The following is a 20056-nucleotide window of genomic DNA, read 5'->3' as shown; positions in this document are numbered from 1 at the left end:
CCACCGTTCAACACCTCTGTGGTTCCGGAAAGGAACGAAGATGTCGGTCCATGCTGTCAATCCCCCTGAACTGCCCCCGCTGCCGGGCGTTCTCTCCCACGCGGTGACCGTGCCGGCCCTCGGACTCGTCTACACCTCGGGCCAGGTCGCCTGGGACAAGGACGGCCGACTCGTGGGCGGCGACGACCTCGTGGCGCAGTTCGAGCAGGCCTACGACAACGTCGAGGCGGCGCTCCGGGCGGCCGGTTCCTCCCGCGAGAAGATCATCAAGGAGACGGTCTATCTGGCGGGCTACACCACCGACCAGGCCGGCGATCTGGTCGCCGCGCTCACCGCGGCGCGTAGAGGCTGCCCAACACCGCCTGCCAGCACCGCCGTTGGTGTCACCACCCTCTTCCAGGACGGCTTCCTGGTGGAGATCGAAGTGGTGGCGACACTCTGACGCGACGGCGGTCCGGCTGACCCGACGGTGGCCCGGCTGATCCGCCGGAGGTCCGGGCCCGACGGCTACTTGGACCGCTCGACGGCCCAGTGCGGCAACAGCTCGAAGAAGTCGACCGCCTCGGCGCGCCACCGGGACCGCCATCCGGTGGCCACCAGGGCGGCTTCTTCCGCATGCCGGCGCATGTCCGCCCGCATCCGGTCCGCCACCCCGTGCCGCTCGGCGATCTCGCGGACCGTGGCGATGGTGTCCGCGGTGCAGGCGGGATCGCCGAGAGCCGACTCCACCACCGCGCGCTCCGGACCGCCGACGGTCGCCAGCAGGGCGGTCACGGCGTAACTGCGCTTCCCGTCACGGAAGTCGGTCCCGGTCGACTTGCCGATGACCTGCTCGTCCCCGAACAGGTCCAGGAAGTCGTCCCGCATCTGCCCGCAGATCCCCACCAGTCGCGCGTAGCGCCGCAACTCCCCGTCGTGGCCGCCCGGTTGCCCACCGGCGGCCAGCAGTCCCAGTTGCAGCGGCGCGAGCAGCGAGTAGCGCGCGGACTTGTAGTCGGCCACCTCGTGGATGACGTCGATGTCCGGGGGTACGGCGGTGAAGTCCCGTTCCAGGTCGATGACTTGACCCATGACGGTCTCGGCCGTGACCCGGGTCTGCACCTCGATCATGGCCTGCCGCACCGGAAGGCTCGTCCTCGCGTCGAGGAGCACGCGCAGGGACAGGGCCAGGGCGAGATCGCCCGCGAGCACGGTGAGACCGAGTGCCGTGCGGGGGTGGTGGGGGAACTTCTCGCGGTAGGCGTAGTAGGTGGTCGGGCCGCCTCGCCGGGTGGCGCTGTCGTCAATGAGGTCGTCGTGGATCAGACCGTGGGTCTGGAGCAGTTCGAGGCTCAGGGCGGCGGCGGCCAACCCCGGCGCGGGTTCGTCCGTCACCAGTCCGGCCGCCTCGTGAAGGACCACGACCCGCATCCGCTTGCCGCCGCGCAGGGACAACTCCCGCAGCAGGCCCAGGCATTCGGGGGTGAAGCTGCCGAACGACGGTGTGTCGAGCATGCCGTCCAAGGTGTCGAAGTACTCCTCGAAGAGCTTGTCGAAGCTCCGCGTGTGTCCGATGAGGCGAGTCATCAACCGGTCACTGCCACCGTCGGCGTCGGGCATGCCAGAACTCCTGGTACGAGGAAGGCCACAAGGGCGGCGCCGTCCGCGCCGCCACCACGCGTACAGGGTTCCATGCCGTCCCGGCCCACCCCGCCGCCGACCGCCGCGAGGTCTCCCCGGCCGGGCCGACCGCCCCGTGGCTAGAGTTGAGGTGTGTACTTCTGGACGGACGCGGGCGACATCCCCACGGTCGGCGCGTGGGACGAGGTCTTCACCGACCTGCACGGCGCGAGCCGGATCAGCGTGCCGGATCGCACCGCCCCGTGGACCGGACGCCTGGACCGGCAGCAGTCGGGGGCCCATGGCCTGGCGCTGTGCGCGGGCGGCGAGGAAGTCGTCTCCAGGGACACGCAGCACATCCGGGCCGACCCCAGGGGCACCTACGAACTCCTCGTGCCGCTGGCCGGTACCGCCTGGGTGGAGCAGGGGCAGGCGGCCGCCGAGATCCAGGCCGGCACCATGGTGCTGTGTGACATCGACCGGCCGTTGACCTTCGCGCACGACGCCGACTTCCTGTCGATCGCCCTCATCGTGCCGGGCGACAGCATCACCCTGCGCAGCCCGGCGGCGGCCCGCGAGCCGCAGATGCTGAGCGGCGACCGCGGACTGGGCCGTGTCATACGGCAGTTGGTGTCCACCCTCCAGGAGGAGCGCGAGGCGCTCTCCGAGACGACCTTCGACATCGCCTGCGACCGGCTCGTCGACCTGGTCTGCCTGGCCGCGGAGGGTGCCACCGACTCGGCCCCTGCCGGACAGCGCGCCACGGTGGAGGCCTCCATCCGGCAGTACGTCCGTCGCCACGCGGGCGACGACGGACTCGACGTCCACGGCATCGCGCGGGCGCTCGGCTGGTCGGCGCGCTATGTCCAGCAGGTGCTGCAGGCCGCCGACACCACCCCGCGCGACCTCATCCGCCGCGAACGGCTGCTCCTCGCGCGGGGCCGACTGGCCGGCACCAGCTGGGACTCGTACTCGATCGCGCAGATCGCGCACTCCTGCGGTTTCGGCAGCCACGCGGCCTTCTCCACCGCGTTCCGGGCGGAGTTCGGCTTGACGCCCCGCGAGGCCAGGCGGGGTGCGGAGCGTCGGCGGAGCTGACATGCTCGGCCCGTTGTCGCCTCGTCGGAACAATGACGATAACATCGTTAACATGCCCAAGGGTCCCAAAGAATCAGACTCCCCCGCCGTGCGGACCGGCCCCCCGCCGCCCGCTACCCGCGCCCAGGCGCTGGTGACCGCCGCCCTGGAGATCGTCGACTCCGGCGGGCTGGAAGCACTCACCATGAGGCGCCTCGCAGACGCGAGCAAGCTGCAACTGCCCGCCATCTACCGGGTCTTCAGCAACAAGCAGACGCTCCTGGACGAGATGGCGGAGGCGATCCTCGCCGGAGCCCTGGTGGACAGCCGCGCGGGTGACTGGGAGGCCGAAGTCACCCTGCTTGCCCGCCAGTTGAGGCAGGCCCTGCTGGCCCAGCGGGAGGGGGCGAGGATCGTCGGCGGCAGCTACGCGGCACAGCGCCACAGCCTGGCGTTCGCGGACCGCCTCGTCGGCGTCATGCAACAGGCGGGCTTCGCCGGGGTCTCGGCGCTCTGGGCCACGTCCACGGTCGTCTGCTACGTGCTGGGCGAGACCCTGGAGGAGCAGGGCCGGACCGAAGGCGCCGTCGAGAAGCTCGACTTCGCCGGTGCGCGCCAGACCTACCCTCGACTGTTCGCCACGCCCGTCGAGGAGTTCGTCAACTTCGACGGCCGCTTCGAGTTCGGACTCGGCCTGATCCTCGGCGGCCTGCGCGAGCGCCTGCGGATCGCCGACACGGCCGAGCGGGACCAGTAGCCGACGGGGCCGATGTGCCGCGGGGGCTCAGTGGACGGCCGGCCCGATGTGCCGCCGAGCGACATCAGCAGACGGCCAGTCCAACGCGCCGCCGAACGGAATCACCAGACAGCGAGTCCGATGCACCGCCGAGCAGGACCAGGAGACGACCGGCCAGATGCCCGGCCGAGCGGAATCAGCAGACGACCGGCCCGATATGCCGCCAAGCGGGATCAGTGGAACGCCCGTCCGATGCGCCTCCGCCGGTCACCGACCCGCCTCGACCCGACCCGACCCAGCCCGGCCCGGCCCGGCCCAGTCCGGTCCGGTCCGGTCCGGTCCGACCGGGAGCCCGCTCCCCCTCCCGCCAGGAGCCCACTCCCCCGCCAACCGAGAGTGCCGTGACCCACGGGCCGGTCCTCGATCCGATCCTCGGGCCGGTCCTCGGGCCACGGCACTCACCTCGGTCAGTAGCGACCGCCCACCACGTGGGCCGACAGGCCGTCCAGCGTGGCGATCTCGTCGGCCGTCAGCTCGATGTCCGCGGCGGCCACGTTCTGCTCCAGCCACTTCACGCGCTTGGTGCCCGGGATCGGGACGACCGGGACGCCGAAGTGCTCGCTGCGCGAGGACACCCAGGCCAGCGCCAGCTGTGCCGCGGTGACGCCCTTCTGCTCGGCCAGCGAGCGGACGCCGTCCGCGACGACCTCGTTCTCGGTGGTCTGGAAGCGGGGCAGCCGCCTGCGGGCGTCGCCCGCGGGCAGGGCCGAGACGTCCACCGTGCCGGTCAGGAAGCCGCGGCCGAGCGGCGAGTACGCCACCAGGCCCACGCCCAGCTCGCGCAGGCCCTCCCCCACCGTCTCCTCGATGTCACGGGACCAGATCGAGTACTCGCTCTGCACCGCAGTGATCGGGTGGACGGCGTACGCCCGCCGCAGCTGCTCGGTGCTGACCTCGGAGAGGCCGATGTGCCGGATCTTCCCCTCCTTGACCAGCTCCGCCATGGCGCCGACCGACTCCTCGATCTCGGTGTTCGGCGAGACCCGGTGCAGGTAGAAGAGGTCGATGTGGTCGACGCCGAGCCGCATCAGGGAGGCGTCGCAGGCGCGCTTGATGTAGCCGGGCTCGCCGCGGAAGACCCAGCTGTCGCTGCCCGTGCGGTCGATGCCGGTCTTGGTCGCCAGCTGGACCTCGTCACGACGGCCGGCGATGGCCCGGCCCACGAGCACCTCGTTGTGCCCGAAGGCGTAGGCGTCGGCGGTGTCGATGAGGGTGACGCCCAGGTCGAGGGCGCGGTGGACGGTGGCGATCGCGTCGTCCCAGCTGGTCGGGCCGTACCCCTCGCTCATTCCCATGCAGCCGAGGCCCTGGGAGGAGGTGGTGAGGTCGCCGAGTGAAATCGTGTTCACGGGAAGTCTCCGTTCGGTTGTATCGTGAGGGAGATACCGGAGGACCCTCCGGTAGTAACAACGTTAACGGAGGAACCTCCGGTAAGCAAGCAGGGTCGCCCTTGCCGTCCGCCGGGCGGCGCCACCGATCCCGGGGAGCACACATGCAGGAACGTCAGGGGCCGCCGCAGCCGGTCCGCGCCCACGCCGTACGCAACCGCGAGAAGCTGCTGGCAGCAGCGATCGAGGAGTTCAACCACGCGGGCAAGGACGCCTCACTGGGCAGCATCGCCAAGGCCGCCGGGGTGGGCATCGCCACGCTCTACCGGCACTTCCCCAACCGGGAGTCCCTGGTCCTGGCCACCTACGACTACGAGGTGGAGCAACTGTGCTCGGCCGCGGACCGACTCCTCGAAACCCTGCCCCCGGACCGGGCGTTGCAGGAGTGGATGAGACACCTGGCGAGCCTGCTGGTCACCAAGCAGCACATGTCCGAGGCGCTGCGGACCATCGGCGTCGGCGAGACCTGGGCGTCCGAGTCCTACGCCCGGATCTCCGACACCATCGGCACCCTGCTCGCCGCGGGCGTCGACGCCGGGACGATCCGCTCCGACCTGAGGACGGCCGACGTGGTGCTGGCGATGAGCGGACTGCTGCGACTGGACGCGTCCGGGGACTGGCGGGCCCAAGGGGACCGGCTGATCGGGCTGTTGATGGACGGTCTACGGGTCGGCGCGAAGTCGTCCTGAGCCGCCGGCCTCGGTCTCGAACCCTCCCGACCTGGCCACCCTCAAGACCCTGACCTGGCCTCTTTGCCGCCCTTTTAGATCTTTGCCCTTTCCTTGAACATCACGACCACCTCACCCGTACCTCCTGGCACCCGTCGGTCTCATCCGGGAGGCACCCTTGCCGCGCATCAACGGCACAGCCATCTTCATCACGTCCCTCGTCGCCACCCTCGGCGCGGTCGCGTTCCCCATGTGGCAGTACGCCGACCGCATGGGCACCGGACAGGCGAACGTGGCGGCGAGCACCGTGAACACCCAGTGGGGGCCGCTGACCGCGGCCGACCGTGACCTGATCGTGCGAGTGCGGCTGGCCGGGCTGTGGGAGCTGCCGGCCGGGCAGCAGGCGATCGAGCGGGCGCCCAGCCAGGCGATCAAGGAGGCGGGCGACCATCTCATCGTCGGCCACACCGACCTGGACAAACGGGTGCGGATCGTGGCGGCCCAGCTCGGGGTAACGCTGCCGAACGTGCCCAACGAGCAGCAGCAGGGGTGGCTCCAGGAGATGAGCGCGGCGCAGGGCGCGGAGTACGAGTACAAGTTCGTGAACCTGCTGAGGTCCGCGCACGGCAAGATCTTCCCGGCCATCGGCACCATCCGGAACACCACCCGCAACACCCTGGTGCGCCAGCTCGCCTCGGACGCCAACCAGACCGTCCTCGACCACATCACGATCCTGGAGAAGACCGGCAAGGTCGACTTCGACGCCATCGCCAACGAGGCCGTGGCCGGCACCACCGCCAGCCCGACCGGCCCGCCGGCGCCCGTCCCCGGTCAGGTGGCGCCCTCGGCCCCGGCCGCCGGGGCCAGCGGCGACATCGACACGACGTCCCGCCCGTCGCCGGGCGCACCCGGCACCGTCAACACCGGCCGCCCGGACCCGGTGGACTCGGCGGGCGTCCTCCAGTGATCCCGTAGATCTTCCCGAGGTGATCCCGGGGTCCCGGATGGCCTCGCGACCCAGTGGGCCCGGATGGCGCCCGAACCTCAAATGTTGCTCTGAAGGTGAGCGGGCGGCGGTTCGGCCGCGGCGGCCGGGGCCATACCCCCTCCACGTCGACGGGGACGGCACGGACACGCGGAGGAAGCCGAGGAGGGGACGGGCGATGGAGCGAGTGACGAGGCTGGGGACGGGCATCGGGTGGCGGCCGGAGATCGCGGACGCCGTGGAGCGGATGCCGGGGATCGACTGGGTCGAGGCCGTGGCCGAGAACGTGTGCCCCGGACACCTCCCCGAGTCGCTGCGGCGGCTGCGCGAGCGCGGGGTGACCGTGATCCCGCACGGGGTCTCCCTCGGCCTCGGCGGTGCCGACCGGCCCGACGCCGGCCGCCTCGCCGCGCTCGCCGAACGGGTCGAGGCACTGGGATCACCGCTGGTCACCGAGCACATCGCGTTCGTCCGGGCGGGCGGTCCGCTGACCGCGACCCCCGCACTGGAGGCCGGACACCTGCTGCCCGTCCCGCGCACCCGCGACGCCCTCGACGTCCTGTGCGAGAACATCCGCATCGCCCAGGACGCGCTGCCGGTGCCGCTCGCCGTGGAGAACATCGCCGCGCTGATCGCCTGGCCCGGCGAGGAGATGACCGAGGGGCAGTTCCTGTACGAGCTGGCCGACCGGACCGGCGTACGGCTCCTGATCGACGTGGCCAACCTGCACACCAACCACGTCAACCGCGCCGAGGACCCGGCCAAGGCGCTCGCCGAGCTTCCCCTGGAGGCCATCGCCTACGTCCATGTCGCGGGCGGCTTCGAGCGGGACGGTGTCTGGCACGACAGCCACGCCCACCCCGTCCCGCGCCCGGTCCTGGACATCCTGACCGACCTCGCGTCCCGGGTCTCGCCGCCGGGCGTCCTGCTGGAGCGGGACGAGAACTTCCCCGAACCGGCGGAGCTGGAAAGGGAGTTGGCGTCGATCAAGGAGGCGCTGCACCGTGGGTTCCGGGAGGCCGTGGCACGCGAGATCCGGGGAGCGGCGGTGAGTGCACGCGGCGGCGAGGGGGCCGTCGAGGCGGTCCCCGGCAGCCGGAAGGCCGACGGGGGCGCGCGCGTCGGACAGGAGACCGTCGGCACGGAGCGCGGGAGCCGGGAAGCGCTCGCCGCGCAAGCGCCGGCCGTCGCCGTGGCCGGCCCTGGGCACCGCGTCGACCGGGTACTCGGCGACCGCGTCGCCCCGGCAGCGCACGTCCCGACCGACCCCGCAGGGCACGTCCCGGCCGACACCGCAGCACACGTCCCAGCCACCCCCGCCGACCCAGCCGCCCCCACCCCGACGAACCCCGCCACCCAGGTCACTCCCGCCCGCCAGCGCCTCGCCCTGGCGCAGGCCGCCCTGCTCTCCGCGCTCGTCGCCGGTACGCCCGTGCCCGAGGGCTTCGCCCGGGTCCGGCTGGCTGTGCAGGCGCGGGCGCTGGACGGGAAGCGGGCCGATGTAGTGGCGAAGGTCGCACCCGAGCTGCCGGAGATCCTCGGCGCGGACTATCGCGGCCACTTCCTCGCGTACGCCCACGGGCACCCGATGACCGGCGGCTACCGACGGGACGCCCTGGACTTCGCCGAGCATCTGCTGCTCGGCGGCCTTGTCGAGGAGGCCGGGGCGCGACAGGAGGTGCGGGAGTGGTGGCTGGAGCGGTCGGGTCCGGTGCCGCGCTCGCGGCGGCCCGGGGTCCGGCTGGCCAGGGCGACACGGCGGGTGCTGCTGCGCCGCTGAGCGGGGGCCGCAAGGGACGGGCCACGCGGCATCGGAGTGCAGACCGGGCGGTAACATTGCAACTTCCGCACACATCCGCACCCTGAGCACACAACCGTGCGGTGCCGCACCGGGAGGGGCCATGCGACCGCGACCCCCTGTCAGAGGACGGGGCATCTTCAGTGGCACCGGGCTCATCGTCATGGGCCTGACCGCGACGCTCCTGGCGTTGATCTTTCCGATCTGGTCGTACGCCGACCGGTCGGGGGTCGGCACGGACGCGAACGTCCTCAACGCCCAGACGGTGTCGACCAGTTACGGTCCGCTGTCCGCGCTCGACCGCGAGTTCATCACCAAGGTGCGGCTGGCCGGTCTGTGGGAGCTGCCCGCCGGGCAGGAGGCGGAGCAGAAGGGCACGACCCAGGCCGTACGGACGGCAGGGCAGCACCTCGTCGAGGGGCACACCTTCCTCGACCAGCAGGTGCGCGACGTCGCCGCGAAGCTCGGGCTCGCGCTGCCGAACGAACCCAACGACCAGCAGAAGCAGTGGCTCGCGACGCTCAGTGCGGCCCAGGGCGGCGACTACGACAGCAAGTTCGCCAACATCCTGCGAGTGGCGCACGGCAAGGTGTTCTCGGTCGTCGCCCAGGTCCGCGCGAGCACCCAGAACTCGCTGGTGCGCACGCTCGCCGACGACGCGAACACGACCGTGCTCGACCACATCGAGGTGCTGGAGGCCACCGGGTACGTCGACTGGGGCTCCCTGGCCCGGGACCTGGCCGCCACGCCTCCTCCCTCCCTCGTCGGCACGCCCCCGGTGACCCTCGATCCGGCGCCGGCGTCCCCGACCTTCCGGCCGCAGCCGTCGTCCTCGTACACGCTCCCGCCGCCCGCCTCCAGCCCGCCGCCCGCGCAGCCGTAGCCGTAGCCGTAGCCGATCCACCGGCCGTTTCGCGCCAATCGGAACGTCACATACCGACAACACTCCGTCCGGATTGTGAACAGGGCATGGCGCTTCCCGGGCCCCTGGCATAGAAACGCGGCATGTTCTGGGTCCTGCTCCTGCTGCTGGCCTGGGCCGTCGCCGGCTCGGCCTGTACCCGGCTGTGTCTCGCCGCCGTACGCGTGGCGGCCGTGGACGCGGATGCCGACACGGACGTCCGGGGGCGCGGTCTGACGCTCTACGAGGCGGCCTTCCTGTCCGGCGGCCCCGGGCGGGTCGCCGATCTGACCATGGTCTCGATGGCCCGGCAGCAGCGGCTGCTGCTGGCCCGCACCGGCTGGGCGACGGTCGTCGACCCGCGCGGACGCGACGAGATGGAGCGCTCGGTGATAGGGGCCATCGGGCCCGAGGGGCAGAGCCGGATCGCCCCGGTGCGCGCCGCGACGGCCTCGGCGGACGCCGTGGGCAGCCTCGGTGACCGGCTGGTCAGCGCGGGGCTCGCGGTGCCCGCCGACGGTCGCGGGGGCATCGCGGCGGGCATCCGCCAGGTGCAGTTCGCGGCGCTCGTCGTGTTCGGCCTCGGCGCGGCGGCGCTGCTGCTGCCCGCCCCGCCGGACATGCCGCGCGGCCTGGTCGCCCTCTGGTTCGCGCTGCCGCTGGCGCTGACCCTGAGCTGCCTGGCGATCGCCCGCGTCGAGGTCCACCCGTACTCCCGCTGGGCCTCCCCGGCCGGCCAGCGCCTCCTTGGCGCCCTGACCCGGCGCTCCGCCGGCGGCGACGACCGTACGTACCTCACCTCCGTCGCCGTCCGAGGGGTCCGCGCGATCGGCGAACCGGACCTGCGCGAGGCCTTCGAGCACCGCGACCAGCCGTGGCGCGAACCACACGCCGGGGGCGCATAGGGGGCATTGAGCCCGACACCCGCGGGCGGTGCTTGCCTTGGCCCGAACTCGTACGAAACATCCTTTCTGTCGCCGCCGTGCACCGAAGGGATACGCCATGAGAGCAGCCGCCTTCTACTCGGCCGCCGGAACCCTGCTGCTGACCACCCTCGCCACCGCCCCCGCCACCGGTCTGCCCGATCGGCCGGGCGCGGTCGAACTGCGGGGCACCGCCGTGGCGGCCGCGCGCGCCGCGGCCGCCGGCGTGGCCTTCGGGAAGTGCTCGGACGCGCAGGACATGCCCGGCAGCATGCAGTGCGGCACGGTCTCCGTCCCGCTCGACTACGCGCACCCCCGCGGCAAGCAGATCCGACTGACCGTCAGCCGGGTGCGGGCCACGCACAAGGACCCGCGCAACAGCAAGCGCCGGGTGCCGCGGCAGGGCGCGCTGGTCTACAACCCGGGCGGCCCCGGCGGCGACGGGTTCTACTTCCCGCTCATCGGCCTGCTGCCGGAGTGGAAGCGCATCGGCTCCGCGTACGACCTGGTCGGCTACTCCCCGCGCGGGGTCGGCCGCTCCGCGCCCGTGTCCTGCCAGGACCCCAAGCACTTCGGCAAGGCGCCCTCGCAGTCGCCGACGCACCCCTCGGAGTCGTACAAGCAGGAACGCATCGCGCAGGCGAAGGCCTACGCGCGCGGCTGCGCCAAGCGGACAGGGAGCGCGCTGCGGTACTACACCTCGCTCAACAACGCCCGTGACCTGGACGTCCTGCGCGCGGCGCTGGGCGAGGACCGGCTGACGTTCATGGGGGCGTCGTACGGCACCTACTTCGGGGCGCTGTACGCGACGCTGTTCCCCTCGCACGTGCGGCGGATGGTCTTCGACTCGGCGGTGAACCCGGACCCGGAGCAGATCTGGTACCGCAACAACCTCGACCAGTCGGCCGCGTTCGAGGGCCGCTGGGCGGACTTCCGCGAGTGGATGGCCGAGCACGACAAGGTGTACGCGCTCGGGGCCACGGCCGAGGCGGTGCAGGGCAGTTACGACAAGGCGGCCGCGCAGCTCGCGGCGGAGCCGGCCGGCGGCAAGGTGGGACCGGCCCAGTTGCAGGGCGCGTTCCTGACGGCCGGGTACTACGACGACTACTGGCCGCACCGCGCGCAGGCGCTGTCGGCGTATCTGAAGGGCGACCCGAAGCCGCTGATCCAGCAGGCCGGACCGCACCCGGAGGCGGCGGCCGAGTCGGAGAACTCCAACGCCGTCTACACGGCCGTCGAGTGCAACGACGCGTCCTGGCCGACGGACTTCAAGGTCTGGGACCGGGACAACACGCGCCTCGCGCGCGTGGCGCCGTTCGAGACCTGGGACAACGTGTGGATGAACCTGCCCTGCGCGTACTGGCCCGCGCCGCGTCAGCAGGTGGTCGATGTGCGGACCGCGCCGGGTGAGTTGCCGTCGACGTTGATCCTGGCGGCGGAGAGGGACGCGGCGACGCCGTACGACGGTGCCCTGGAGTTGCACCGGCGGCTGTCCGGCTCGGTGCTTGTGACCGAGCGGGACGCGGGCACGCACGGCATCGCGGGCGGCCCGAACCGCTGCGTCAACGGCTACCTGGACGCCTATCTGCTGGAGGGCCGCCTCCCCGTGCGGCACGCCGCCTGCGCCCCGCACAAGGCGCCCCGGCCGATCGCGGCGGACGACCGTGCCGAGGACGAGTCCAAGGAGAAGTCGGCCGCCCGCCCCACCCGTTGATCAGGCCAGGCCGGCGATGAGCTCGCCGATCTCCTTGCGGCGGCCCGTGTAGAACGGGACCTCCTCGCGGACGTGCATGCGGGCCTCGGAGGCGCGCAGGTGGCGCATGAGGTCGACGATGCGGTACAGCTCGTCGGCCTCGAACGCCAGGAGCCACTCGTAGTCGCCGAGCGAGAACGAGGCCACCGTGTTGGCGCGCACGTCGGGGTAGCCGCGGGCCATCTTGCCGTGGTCGGCGAGCATGCGGCGGCGGTCTTCGTCGGGCAGCAGGTACCAGTCGTAGGAGCGCACGAACGGGTACACGCTGATGTAGTTGCGCGGCGTCTCGTCGGCCAGGAACGCCGGGACGTGCGAGCGGTTGAACTCGGCGGGGCGGTGCAGCGCCATGTTCGACCAGACCGGTTCAAGCGCGCGGCCCAGCTTGGTGCGGCGGAAGAGGTTGTACGCCTCCTGGAGCTGGTCGGCGGTCTCGGCGTGCCACCAGATCATGAGGTCGGCGTCGGCACGCAGGCCCGACACGTCGTACGTGCCGCGGACCGTCACGTCCTTGGCGGCGAGCTGGTCGAACAGCTCCTGGACCTCGTCGGCGTAACCGGCGCGGTCGTCGGGGAGCACGTCCTTCAGCTTGAAGACCGACCACAGCGTGTAGCGGATGACCTCGTTGAGGTCTTTGGCCAGCTTGCCCTTGTTCGGGATGCGGCCGGGCTCGGTGGTGGGGGCGTCGTCACTCATGCGGCTATTCTCCCGCTCCGCCGTGCAGGCTCTGCACCGGGTTGGCGGTGAGCTCCCGCACCGCGCTCAGGTCGCCGCCCAGCTGGTCCACGGCGGCGTACGCGCTCGCGACGCAGGCCGGGATGCCGACGCCGTCGTACTGCGCGCCGCAGACCGCGAGGCCGGGGAGCTTGGCGACGTGCTCGCGGATGCGGGCCACGCGCGTGTGGTGGCCGACGGGGTACTGGGGCAGGCCGTCGGTCCAGCGGGTGACGCGGGTCTCCAGGGGCGTGGCGATGAGGCCGGTGGCCTCGCGCAGGTCGTGCCGCGAGACGTCGACCAGACCGGCGTCGTCCCGCTCCAGGACCGCCGTCTCGCCGTACCGCCCGACGGACGTGCGCAGCACGACCACGTCCGGGTTCTCGTCGGCGATCCAGCCCCACTTCTGGGAGGCGAACGTCGACGCCTTGATGGTGCGCCCGTCGACCGGCGGCACCAGGAAGCCGCTGCCTTCGGGGAGGGCGGTGTCGGTACGGCGGTAGGCGAGGGTGACCAGGGCCATGGACGCGTACTCCACGGCCGCGAGTTCACCGGCGGCCTCCGGGGCCTCGGCGCGCAGGAGTCGGGCGGCGACCGGGGCCGGGGCGGCCACGACCACCGCGTCCGCGTCCCACACGCGGTCATCGGCCACGACCCGCCAGGTCGCGTACGGCGACGCCACGTCGTCACCGCGGCCGACGGCCGGTGAGTCGTCCGCGAGGCCGCCATGGCCGCGGGCCGGCGAACCGTCCGCGTCAGCACTGTGGCCGAGGGCCGATGAGCCGCCCTCCGCGCCCGCGCCCCCCGCGTCGATCCGGCGCAGCTCCCGCACCGGCGTCCCGGTCAGGATCTCGCCCCCGCGCGCCCGCACCGACTCCGCGACGGCGAGCGGCAGTTGGCCCACTCCGCCCTCGATGCCCATGAAGACCGGGCCCGTCTGCTGGGCCGCCGCGGCCCTGGCCTGGATCCCGCGGACGGCCTCCGTGAGCGAGTGGTGCGTCAGCGCGGCCTGGTAGAGCTGCGGGACCGCCGAGCGCATCGAGATGCGGTACGCGTCACCCGCGTACACCCCGCCGAGCAAGGGCTCCACGAGGCGGTCGACGACCTCGCGGCCCAGCCGCTCCGCCACGTACTCCCCCACCGCCACGTCGTCCCCGACCTCCGTGCGCGGCAGGTCCGCGTCGCGCTCGATGCGGGCGAGGCCCTCGTCGGACAGCACGCCGGAGAGGGCGGCGGCGGTGCCGGGGACGCCCATGACGTGGCCCTTGGGCATGGGGCGCAGGGCGCCGCGGGTCCAGATCGAGGCGGTCGCGGTGGCCGGTGCCCGGAGCCGGTCCGTCAGCCCGACCTCGCGTGCGAGGGCGACGGCCTCCGGTCTGCGGGCCAGCATGGACTCGGCGCCGAAGTCGACGCGGGCGCCCGCGATCTCGCCCGGCAGCAGCTTGCCGCCGACCCGGTCCGACGCCTCCAGCACGGTCACCGTCGCGCCGCGCTCCAGCAGCCGGTGGGCCGCGGCGAGACCCGCGATGCCGGCTCCGATGACGACGACGTGCCCCGCACGCCTACCCGTTGCGCTCATGCCCTCCACTCTCGCAGACCCCACTGACACTCCCGCCGGGACCCGGTGTCCGGCACGAGTCCCGACCGTGACCTCATCGGAACCGATCCACCCCAACGTCCTGGCCCCTCCCGGCGTCGAAGGAGCATCAGTCGGTCATGACACTCGGGGGTACGCCTCATGCGCACACGACATTCCGTACGGCCGGTCCACGCCCTGACCGGAATCCTGCTCGCCGCGACGCTCGCGCTGGCCGGTTGCGGCGGCTCGGACAGCAACGACACCACCGCCAGTGACGCCGGCGGCGAAGCGAAGAGCGTCCCGCAGGCGGCCGAGGCGGCTCCTGGCGGCGAGCAGGACAGCGCGGGCGACAAGAGCGCGAGCGGCAGCAAGGCATCGACCGCGCCCGACCTCTCCGCGAGCCACATCATCCGTACCGCCTCACTGACCGTGCAGGTCAAGGACGTACCGAAGGCACTCGACGAGGCCCGCACCACCACCGAGAACGCGGGCGGCTATGTCGGCAGCGAGACCACGAACAGGGGCGAGGAGGGCCGCGAGCACACGCGCGTGACCCTGCGGGTGCCGGTAGAGAAGTACGACGAGGTCCTCGCCGACCTCCAGGGCGCGGGCAAGCTCCTTGAGCGCAACGCGAAGGCCCAGGACGTCACCGACCAGGTCGTCGACGTGGAGAGCCGCATCAAGTCGCAGCGCGTCAGCGTGGCCCGGGTGAGGGAGCTGATGGACCAGGCCACGAAGCTGAGCGATGTGGTCCAGTTGGAGGGCGAGTTGAGTACCCGGGAGGCGGACCTGGAGGCGCTGCTGGCCCAGCAGTCGTCCCTGAAGGACCGCACGAGCCTGGCCACCATCACGCTCTCGCTGACCGAGACGCCCGTGAAGGCGGTCGCGAAGGACGACGACACCGGGTTCGTGGACGCGCTGGCCGGCGGCTGGGACGCGTTCGTGACGATGCTGCGCTGGCTGGCGGTGGCGTTCGGCGCGGTGCTGCCGTTCCTCGCGGTGGCGGCCCTGCTCGTGCTGGCGTGGCTGCGGCTGATCCGGCCCCGGCTGCCGCGCCGCCCGGCCACCGCGCCCCTGACGACCGCGCTGGGCCCGCTGCCGGCGGCCCCGCCCGTCCCTGACACCACCGCTCCCAGGAAGGGCGACGAGCAGGACTGAAGTGCCGTCTGCCCGTAGCGTGTTCACATGGACACGAGCCCTGCGCGCGAACGACTGGTAGTGATCGGCGGCGACGCCGCGGGAATGTCCGCGGCGTCGCAGGCCCGCCGTCTGAAGGGTCCGGACGAGCTGGAGATCGTCGCGTTCGAACGCGGCCACTTCACCTCCTACTCGGCGTGCGGCATCCCGTACTGGGTGGGCGGCGACGTCTCGGCTCCCGAGGAGCTGATCGCCCGTACGCCCGAGGAGCACCGCGCGCGGGGCATCGATCTGCGCATGCGCACCGAGGTCACGGAGATCGACGTGGCCGGCGGACGCGTACGCGCGCGGGACGTCGATTCCGGCGCCGAGTCCTGGACGTCGTACGACAAACTCGTGATCGCGACCGGCGCGCGGCCGATCCGCCCCGACATGCCGGGCGCCGACGCGCCGGGTGTGCACGGGGTCCAGACGCTCGACGACGGCCAGGCCCTCCTCGACTCGCTGGCACGCACGCGTGGGCGACGCGCGGTGGTCGTCGGCGCCGGTTACATCGGCGTGGAGATGGCGGAGGCGCTCATCAACCGCGGCTACGAGGTGACGGTCGTCAACCGCGGCAGCGAGCCGATGTCCACGCTCGACCCGGACATGGGCCGCCTGGTGCACGAGGCCATGGAGGACCTCGGCATCACCATGGTCAACAACACCCAGGTCACCAAGGTCCTCACCGGCGAGGACGGCCGGGTCCGCGCGGTGGCCACACAGGACGCCGAGTACCCGGCGGACGTGGTCGTCCTCGGCATCGGCGTACGCCCGGAAACCACCCTCGCCGCGGCCGCCGGCCTCCCCCTCGGCGCCCACCAGGGCCTGCTCACCGACCTCGCGATGCGGGTCCGCGGCCACGAGAACATCTGGGCCGGCGGCGACTGCGTAGAGGTCCTGGACCTGGTCTCCGGCCAGGAGCGCCACATCGCTCTCGGCACCCACGCCAACAAACACGGCCAGGTCATCGGCACCAACATCGGCGGCGGCTACGCCACCTTCCCCGGTGTCGTGGGCACGGCGGTCTCCAAGGTCTGCGACCTGGAGATCGCCCGCACCGGCCTACGCGAAAAAGACGCCCACCGCGCGGGCCTCCAATACGAGACAGTCACCATCGAGTCCACCAGCCGGGCCGGCTACTACCCCGACGCCTCCCTGATGACAGTGAAAATGCTCGCCGAACGCCGAACAGGCCGCCTCCTGGGCGTCCAGATCGTAGGCAGAGAGGGCGCGGGCAAGCGGGTGGACATCGCAGCGGTAGCCCTCACGGCCTGCATGACGGTGGAACAAATGACATCCCTGGACCTCGGCTACGCCCCACCCTTCAGCCCAGTCTGGGACCCGGTACTGGTAGCGGCCAGAAAGGCCACAAAGGCGGTACAGCAGCCGACCTAAAGGGGCGCGGGGAACTGCGCGACCAGCCACGGACGACAGTCACCCGGCACTCAACCCGCACCCCAACGGCGATGCCCCCTAGGCAGTCCCGTTAATCCGCTCGATAGCTTGACGCGCCTGATCCGCCGGAGGCCGCGCCGGCAACGAGGAAACCGACGCCGCCGGCATGGCAACCGGCTGCTCCCCGGAGGGCGACGGCTTCGCGTGCGTGGCCGCAGGCCGAGTGGACCGCAACCGGTTGCTCACCGCCTCGTCGAGCGTGACCGGCCGCTGCATCTGCGCAGCAAGCCGCCCCGCTTCCTGGCCCAGCCGGGCCACGTCTTCCCAAGGGAGCCGGATGACCATGGAGATCTCTGCCTCGCCGTCCGGCGTGGCCTGCATCGGAGGAGTAACTCGGTCGTTCATCGCCTGTTCCTCACGTCGTCCCCGCGACCCGCCTTCCCCGTGCCGCGGGCAGTTGAGGACACATACGCACGCACGCGTGCCGGTGTTCACCGGTTCGCGGGGCCCATCGCGGGCACTTATCCCTTGTGGTCATCCCCGTCCATGACGTGAACCCGGTGCGCCGCACCCCCTGGGTGACGTACGCGCTGATCGCCGCGAACTTCCTGGTCTTCCTGTACACGCCCGGCCTCGCCGGCTCCGTGGCGGGCGACAGCAGCGTCTCGCAGCTGTGCCATCTTCAGGCGTTCCTGGACCACTACGCGGCCGTGCCACAGGAGTTGATCCACCATCAGCTGCCGAAGCTCGTCCCGACGGGCGAGGTCGGAGTGGGCGCCAACGGCGCCGGCTGTCTGGTGGCCCCGCCGGACTACGACAAGTCGCCCGTGCTGTCGGTGTTCACCGCGATGTTCCTGCACGGCGGCTGGCTGCACCTGCTGGGCAACATGCTGTTTCTGCTGATCTTCGGCAACAACGTCGAGGACCGCATGGGCCACATCCGCTTCACGCTCTTCTACGTCGTCTGCGGCTACGCGGCCTCGTACGGCTTCGCGCTCCTCAACGCCGACTCCGGCGACCCGCTGATCGGCGCCTCGGGGGCCATCGCCGGTGTCCTGGGCGCGTATCTGGTGCTGTATCCGAAGGCCAGGGTGTGGGTCCTGGTGCCGTTCCTGATCTTCCTGCCGCTGCGGCTGCCGGCCTGGATGGTGCTGGGCTTCTGGTTCGTGCTCCAGGCGATCTACTCGTCCGGCGAGGGCGTCTCCACCGCGGGGACGGTGGCGTACGCGGCGCACGTGGTCGGGTTCCTCGTCGGCATGGTGCTGGCCTGGCCGCTCAAGGCGGGCACGCCCCCGCCGCCGGAACCGCGCGGCCTGCTGTTCGGCAGGCGGGCCCGGCCCCGGCAGAGTTGGTGACGCGTCCTCAGCGGGCGGTCTGCGTGTGGACGTACTCCACGAGCCGGGTCAGCGCGTCCGGGTCGGTGGTCGGCATGACGCCGTGGCCGAGGTTGAAGACGTGGCCTTCCAGGCCTGCGGCCGAGTCCAGTACCTCGCGGGCCTTGGTCTCGACGGCCTGCGGTCCGGCGAACAGCACGGTCGGGTCGAGGTTGCCCTGGAGCGCCTTGCCGGGGCCGACGCGCCGGACGGCCTCGTCGAGCGGGACGCGCCAGTCGACGCCGACGACGTCCGCGCCGGCCTCGCCCATCAGCCCGAGGAGTTCACCGGTGCCGACACCGAAGTGGATGCGCGGGACGCCGTACCCGGCGACCGCGTCGAAGACCTTCGCGGAGGCGGGCAGCACCGAGCGGCGGTAGTCGACGGGGGCGAGCGCGCCGGCCCAGGAGTCGAAGAGCTGGACGGCGCTCGCGCCGGCCTCGATCTGCACCTTGAGGAAGGCCGCCGTGATGTCCGCGAGCCGGTCGAGGAGATCGGCCCACAGCTCGGGGTCGCCGTACATGATCGCCTTGGCGTTCTCGTACGTGCGAGACGGACCGCCCTCGACGAGGTAACTCGCGAGGGTGAAAGGCGCGCCGGCGAAACCGATGAGCGGGGTCGGGCCCAGCTCGCGCGTCAGCAGGCCGATCGCCTCGGTGACGTAGGAGACGTCCTCGGGCTCCAGCGCGCGCAGCTGTGCCAGGTCGGCGCGGGTGCGGATGGGGTGCGCGACGACCGGGCCGACGCCGGGCTTGATGTCGAGGTCGACACCGATGGCCTTGAGCGGGACGACGATGTCGCTGAAGTAGATCGCCGCGTCCACATCGTGCCGGCGCACCGGCTGGAGCGTGATCTCGGTGACCAGGTCGGGGCGCATGCAGGAGTCCAGCATCGCGATGCCCTCGCGGACCTTGCGGTACTCGGGCAGGGAGCGCCCGGCCTGCCGCATGAACCACACGGGCGTGTGCGGCACGGGTTCACGCCTGCACGCCTTGAGGAAGGCGGAGTCGTACGTGGCTGTCGGCGGCTGCCCCGCGGGGGTCTCGTTGGCGCTCACGGGGCAAGTCTCGCACGGCCGCGCAGGGCGTTTTGCGCGGCCCGGTGGACCCAAGAGGGGGTGTCTAGTCCCGCACGAGCCCTCCGTTCCCCTTAACCTTCCCGCATGGCTGCGGCTCAAGGACGACTGTCGGACGGCGCTGACGGAATGGACGACACCAAGGAGGGTGACCGGGACGGTAGCGGTGGAGCTCCGCCGGCTTTCCAGGCAGCGGTCCAGGCCCTGCGGAACAGCCGGCTGCGGCCGCAGGTCGAGATCGAGCCGACGCGCGCGCCACAGCGGCTCGCTCCGTTCGCGTACGCGCTGGAGGCCGCGGTCGTCGACGGCGACCAGGACCTGGCCGACGGCCGGCTGGTGCTGCTGCACGACCCGGCCGGGCACGACGCCTGGCACGGGGCCTTCCGGCTGGTGACGCTGGTGCGCGCGGAGCTGGAGCCGGAGATGGCCGCCGATCCGCTGCTGCCGGAGGTGTGCTGGTCCTGGCTGACCGGTGCGCTCCAGGCGCGCGGACTGTCGTACGGCGAGCCGAGCGGCACGGTCACGCGCGCGAGCTCGCACTACTTCGGCGGCCTCGCCGAGCGGCCGGCCGCCTCGCAGATCGAGATCCGGGCCTCTTGGACGCCCCGTGAGGGCCTCGGCGGGGTTCCGGACACGGCCGCGCACCTGGCCTCCTGGTGCGATCTGCTGGCACAGGTGGCGGGTCTCCCGCCGGCCGGCCCGGGCGACGCGTCGGTGGTCACGCTGCCGCAGCGCCGGGGGCCGCAGCAGTCCCGCTGATCCGCCGGGGTCCGAGGTAGTTCCGATGGGTTCCACTCGTGGTGGCCGATTGACCGTCTCTTTGTCGATACGGCCACTTTCAGTCAGGAGTGAACCC

At 72.0% G+C, this 20056-nt stretch carries 19 protein-coding genes; 13 read left to right on the top strand and 6 right to left on the bottom strand.

Annotation, left to right across the window (positions count from 1 at the left end; genetic code table 11):
- Positions 1–40: 40 nt before the first annotated feature.
- Positions 41–442, top strand: coding sequence for a RidA family protein (locus tag ACWD5F_RS09555; protein ID WP_451252708.1), 402 nt, complete (start codon positions 41–43; stop codon positions 440–442).
- Between the two features lie 65 nt (positions 443–507).
- Here the strand turns inward: ACWD5F_RS09555 and ACWD5F_RS09550 are convergent, their stop codons facing one another.
- The gene (locus ACWD5F_RS09550; RefSeq protein ID WP_451252706.1) at positions 508–1599 is read right to left on the bottom strand and encodes a polyprenyl synthetase family protein; all 1092 of its coding nucleotides are present in this window, start codon (positions 1597–1599) and stop codon (positions 508–510) included.
- Between the two features lie 153 nt (positions 1600–1752).
- On the opposite strand from ACWD5F_RS09550, the gene ACWD5F_RS09545 reads away from it, so the two are divergent.
- Both ACWD5F_RS09545 and ACWD5F_RS09540 read left to right on the top strand, forming a co-directional pair.
- Positions 1753–2697 carry an AraC family transcriptional regulator gene (locus ACWD5F_RS09545; RefSeq protein ID WP_451252704.1) on the top strand — a complete coding sequence of 315 codons (945 nt, stop codon included), beginning with the start codon at positions 1753–1755 and terminating at the stop codon, positions 2695–2697.
- Between the two features lie 52 nt (positions 2698–2749).
- Entirely contained in the window at positions 2750–3433 is a 684-nt protein-coding gene (locus ACWD5F_RS09540) for a TetR/AcrR family transcriptional regulator C-terminal domain-containing protein (RefSeq protein ID WP_451252702.1), read from the top strand.
- A gap of 446 nt (positions 3434–3879) precedes the next feature.
- Here the strand turns inward: ACWD5F_RS09540 and ACWD5F_RS09535 are convergent, their stop codons facing one another.
- Positions 3880–4767, bottom strand: coding sequence for an aldo/keto reductase (locus ACWD5F_RS09535; RefSeq protein ID WP_451253178.1), 888 nt, complete (start codon positions 4765–4767; stop codon positions 3880–3882).
- Positions 4768–4964: 197 nt separating this feature from the next.
- Between ACWD5F_RS09535 and ACWD5F_RS09530 the strand changes: the two genes are divergently transcribed.
- From ACWD5F_RS09530 to ACWD5F_RS09505, 6 genes are all read left to right on the top strand, one after another.
- Positions 4965–5549: a TetR/AcrR family transcriptional regulator gene (locus ACWD5F_RS09530; protein WP_401721663.1), complete on the top strand. Its 585-nt coding sequence runs from the start codon at positions 4965–4967 to the stop codon at positions 5547–5549.
- A gap of 157 nt (positions 5550–5706) precedes the next feature.
- Complete coding sequence (locus ACWD5F_RS09525) at positions 5707–6495, top strand: DUF4142 domain-containing protein (RefSeq protein ID WP_451252700.1); 789 nt, start codon at positions 5707–5709, stop codon at positions 6493–6495.
- Positions 6496–6691: 196 nt separating this feature from the next.
- Positions 6692–8293: a DUF692 domain-containing protein gene (locus ACWD5F_RS09520; RefSeq protein ID WP_451252698.1), complete on the top strand. Its 1602-nt coding sequence runs from the start codon at positions 6692–6694 to the stop codon at positions 8291–8293.
- Positions 8294–8414: 121 nt separating this feature from the next.
- Positions 8415–9194, top strand: a complete 780-nt coding sequence (locus tag ACWD5F_RS09515; RefSeq protein ID WP_451252696.1) for a DUF4142 domain-containing protein — start codon at positions 8415–8417, stop codon at positions 9192–9194.
- Positions 9195–9316: 122 nt separating this feature from the next.
- The gene (locus ACWD5F_RS09510) at positions 9317–10117 is read left to right on the top strand and encodes a TIGR04222 domain-containing membrane protein (protein WP_451252694.1); all 801 of its coding nucleotides are present in this window, start codon (positions 9317–9319) and stop codon (positions 10115–10117) included.
- Positions 10118–10214: 97 nt separating this feature from the next.
- Entirely contained in the window at positions 10215–11849 is a 1635-nt protein-coding gene (locus ACWD5F_RS09505) for an alpha/beta hydrolase (RefSeq protein WP_451252692.1), read from the top strand.
- On the opposite strand, the gene hemQ is transcribed toward ACWD5F_RS09505, so the two are convergent.
- The gene (gene hemQ, locus ACWD5F_RS09500) at positions 11850–12581 is read right to left on the bottom strand and encodes a hydrogen peroxide-dependent heme synthase (RefSeq protein WP_451252690.1); all 732 of its coding nucleotides are present in this window, start codon (positions 12579–12581) and stop codon (positions 11850–11852) included.
- A gap of 4 nt (positions 12582–12585) precedes the next feature.
- Positions 12586–14178 (bottom strand): protoporphyrinogen oxidase, encoded by a 1593-nt coding sequence (hemG, locus tag ACWD5F_RS09495; RefSeq protein ID WP_451252688.1) that lies wholly within the window; start codon positions 14176–14178, stop codon positions 12586–12588.
- A 159-nt stretch (positions 14179–14337) separates the two neighbouring features.
- Here hemG and ACWD5F_RS09490 point away from each other — a divergent pair, with 159 nt between their 5' ends.
- The gene (locus ACWD5F_RS09490) at positions 14338–15336 is read left to right on the top strand and encodes a DUF4349 domain-containing protein (RefSeq protein WP_451252686.1); all 999 of its coding nucleotides are present in this window, start codon (positions 14338–14340) and stop codon (positions 15334–15336) included.
- 27 nt (positions 15337–15363) lie between these two features.
- The gene (locus ACWD5F_RS09485; RefSeq protein WP_451252684.1) at positions 15364–16752 is read left to right on the top strand and encodes an FAD-dependent oxidoreductase; all 1389 of its coding nucleotides are present in this window, start codon (positions 15364–15366) and stop codon (positions 16750–16752) included.
- A gap of 78 nt (positions 16753–16830) precedes the next feature.
- Here ACWD5F_RS09485 and ACWD5F_RS09480 read toward each other — a convergent pair whose 3' ends face one another.
- Positions 16831–17157 (bottom strand): hypothetical protein, encoded by a 327-nt coding sequence (locus tag ACWD5F_RS09480; RefSeq protein WP_451252682.1) that lies wholly within the window; start codon positions 17155–17157, stop codon positions 16831–16833.
- Between the two features lie 125 nt (positions 17158–17282).
- Between ACWD5F_RS09480 and ACWD5F_RS09475 the strand changes: the two genes are divergently transcribed.
- Positions 17283–18107 carry a rhomboid family intramembrane serine protease gene (locus ACWD5F_RS09475; RefSeq protein WP_451252680.1) on the top strand — a complete coding sequence of 275 codons (825 nt, stop codon included), beginning with the start codon at positions 17283–17285 and terminating at the stop codon, positions 18105–18107.
- A 7-nt stretch (positions 18108–18114) separates the two neighbouring features.
- Here the strand turns inward: ACWD5F_RS09475 and hemE are convergent, their stop codons facing one another.
- Positions 18115–19182, bottom strand: coding sequence for a uroporphyrinogen decarboxylase (gene hemE, locus ACWD5F_RS09470; protein WP_451252678.1), 1068 nt, complete (start codon positions 19180–19182; stop codon positions 18115–18117).
- A gap of 105 nt (positions 19183–19287) precedes the next feature.
- Here hemE and ACWD5F_RS09465 point away from each other — a divergent pair, with 105 nt between their 5' ends.
- Positions 19288–19959 (top strand): DUF3000 domain-containing protein, encoded by a 672-nt coding sequence (locus tag ACWD5F_RS09465; RefSeq protein WP_451252677.1) that lies wholly within the window; start codon positions 19288–19290, stop codon positions 19957–19959.
- Positions 19960–20056 lie beyond the last annotated feature (97 nt).

This window comes from Streptomyces sp. NPDC002499 (genome assembly GCF_053595415.1).
This window is presented reverse-complemented; position numbering and strand designations above follow the sequence as displayed.

What these genes read in the sequence shown, in the direction of transcription:
- ACWD5F_RS09555 (WP_451252708.1), top strand. Translation starts at nt 41, where the DNA reads ATGTCGGTCCATGCTGTCAATCCCCCTGAACTGCCCCCGCTGCCGGGC.
- ACWD5F_RS09550 (WP_451252706.1), bottom strand. Translation starts at nt 1,599, where the DNA reads ATGCCCGACGCCGACGGTGGCAGTGACCGGTTGATGACTCGCCTCATC.
- ACWD5F_RS09540 (WP_451252702.1), top strand. Translation starts at nt 2,750, where the DNA reads ATGCCCAAGGGTCCCAAAGAATCAGACTCCCCCGCCGTGCGGACCGGC.
- ACWD5F_RS09535 (WP_451253178.1), bottom strand. Translation starts at nt 4,767, where the DNA reads ATGGGAATGAGCGAGGGGTACGGCCCGACCAGCTGGGACGACGCGATC.
- ACWD5F_RS09530 (WP_401721663.1), top strand. Translation starts at nt 4,965, where the DNA reads ATGCAGGAACGTCAGGGGCCGCCGCAGCCGGTCCGCGCCCACGCCGTA.
- ACWD5F_RS09520 (WP_451252698.1), top strand. Translation starts at nt 6,692, where the DNA reads ATGGAGCGAGTGACGAGGCTGGGGACGGGCATCGGGTGGCGGCCGGAG.
- ACWD5F_RS09515 (WP_451252696.1), top strand. Translation starts at nt 8,415, where the DNA reads ATGCGACCGCGACCCCCTGTCAGAGGACGGGGCATCTTCAGTGGCACC.
- ACWD5F_RS09510 (WP_451252694.1), top strand. Translation starts at nt 9,317, where the DNA reads ATGTTCTGGGTCCTGCTCCTGCTGCTGGCCTGGGCCGTCGCCGGCTCG.
- ACWD5F_RS09505 (WP_451252692.1), top strand. Translation starts at nt 10,215, where the DNA reads ATGAGAGCAGCCGCCTTCTACTCGGCCGCCGGAACCCTGCTGCTGACC.
- hemQ (WP_451252690.1), bottom strand. Translation starts at nt 12,581, where the DNA reads ATGAGTGACGACGCCCCCACCACCGAGCCCGGCCGCATCCCGAACAAG.
- hemG (WP_451252688.1), bottom strand. Translation starts at nt 14,178, where the DNA reads ATGAGCGCAACGGGTAGGCGTGCGGGGCACGTCGTCGTCATCGGAGCC.
- ACWD5F_RS09490 (WP_451252686.1), top strand. Translation starts at nt 14,338, where the DNA reads ATGCGCACACGACATTCCGTACGGCCGGTCCACGCCCTGACCGGAATC.
- ACWD5F_RS09485 (WP_451252684.1), top strand. Translation starts at nt 15,364, where the DNA reads ATGGACACGAGCCCTGCGCGCGAACGACTGGTAGTGATCGGCGGCGAC.
- ACWD5F_RS09480 (WP_451252682.1), bottom strand. Translation starts at nt 17,157, where the DNA reads ATGAACGACCGAGTTACTCCTCCGATGCAGGCCACGCCGGACGGCGAG.
- ACWD5F_RS09465 (WP_451252677.1), top strand. Translation starts at nt 19,288, where the DNA reads ATGGCTGCGGCTCAAGGACGACTGTCGGACGGCGCTGACGGAATGGAC.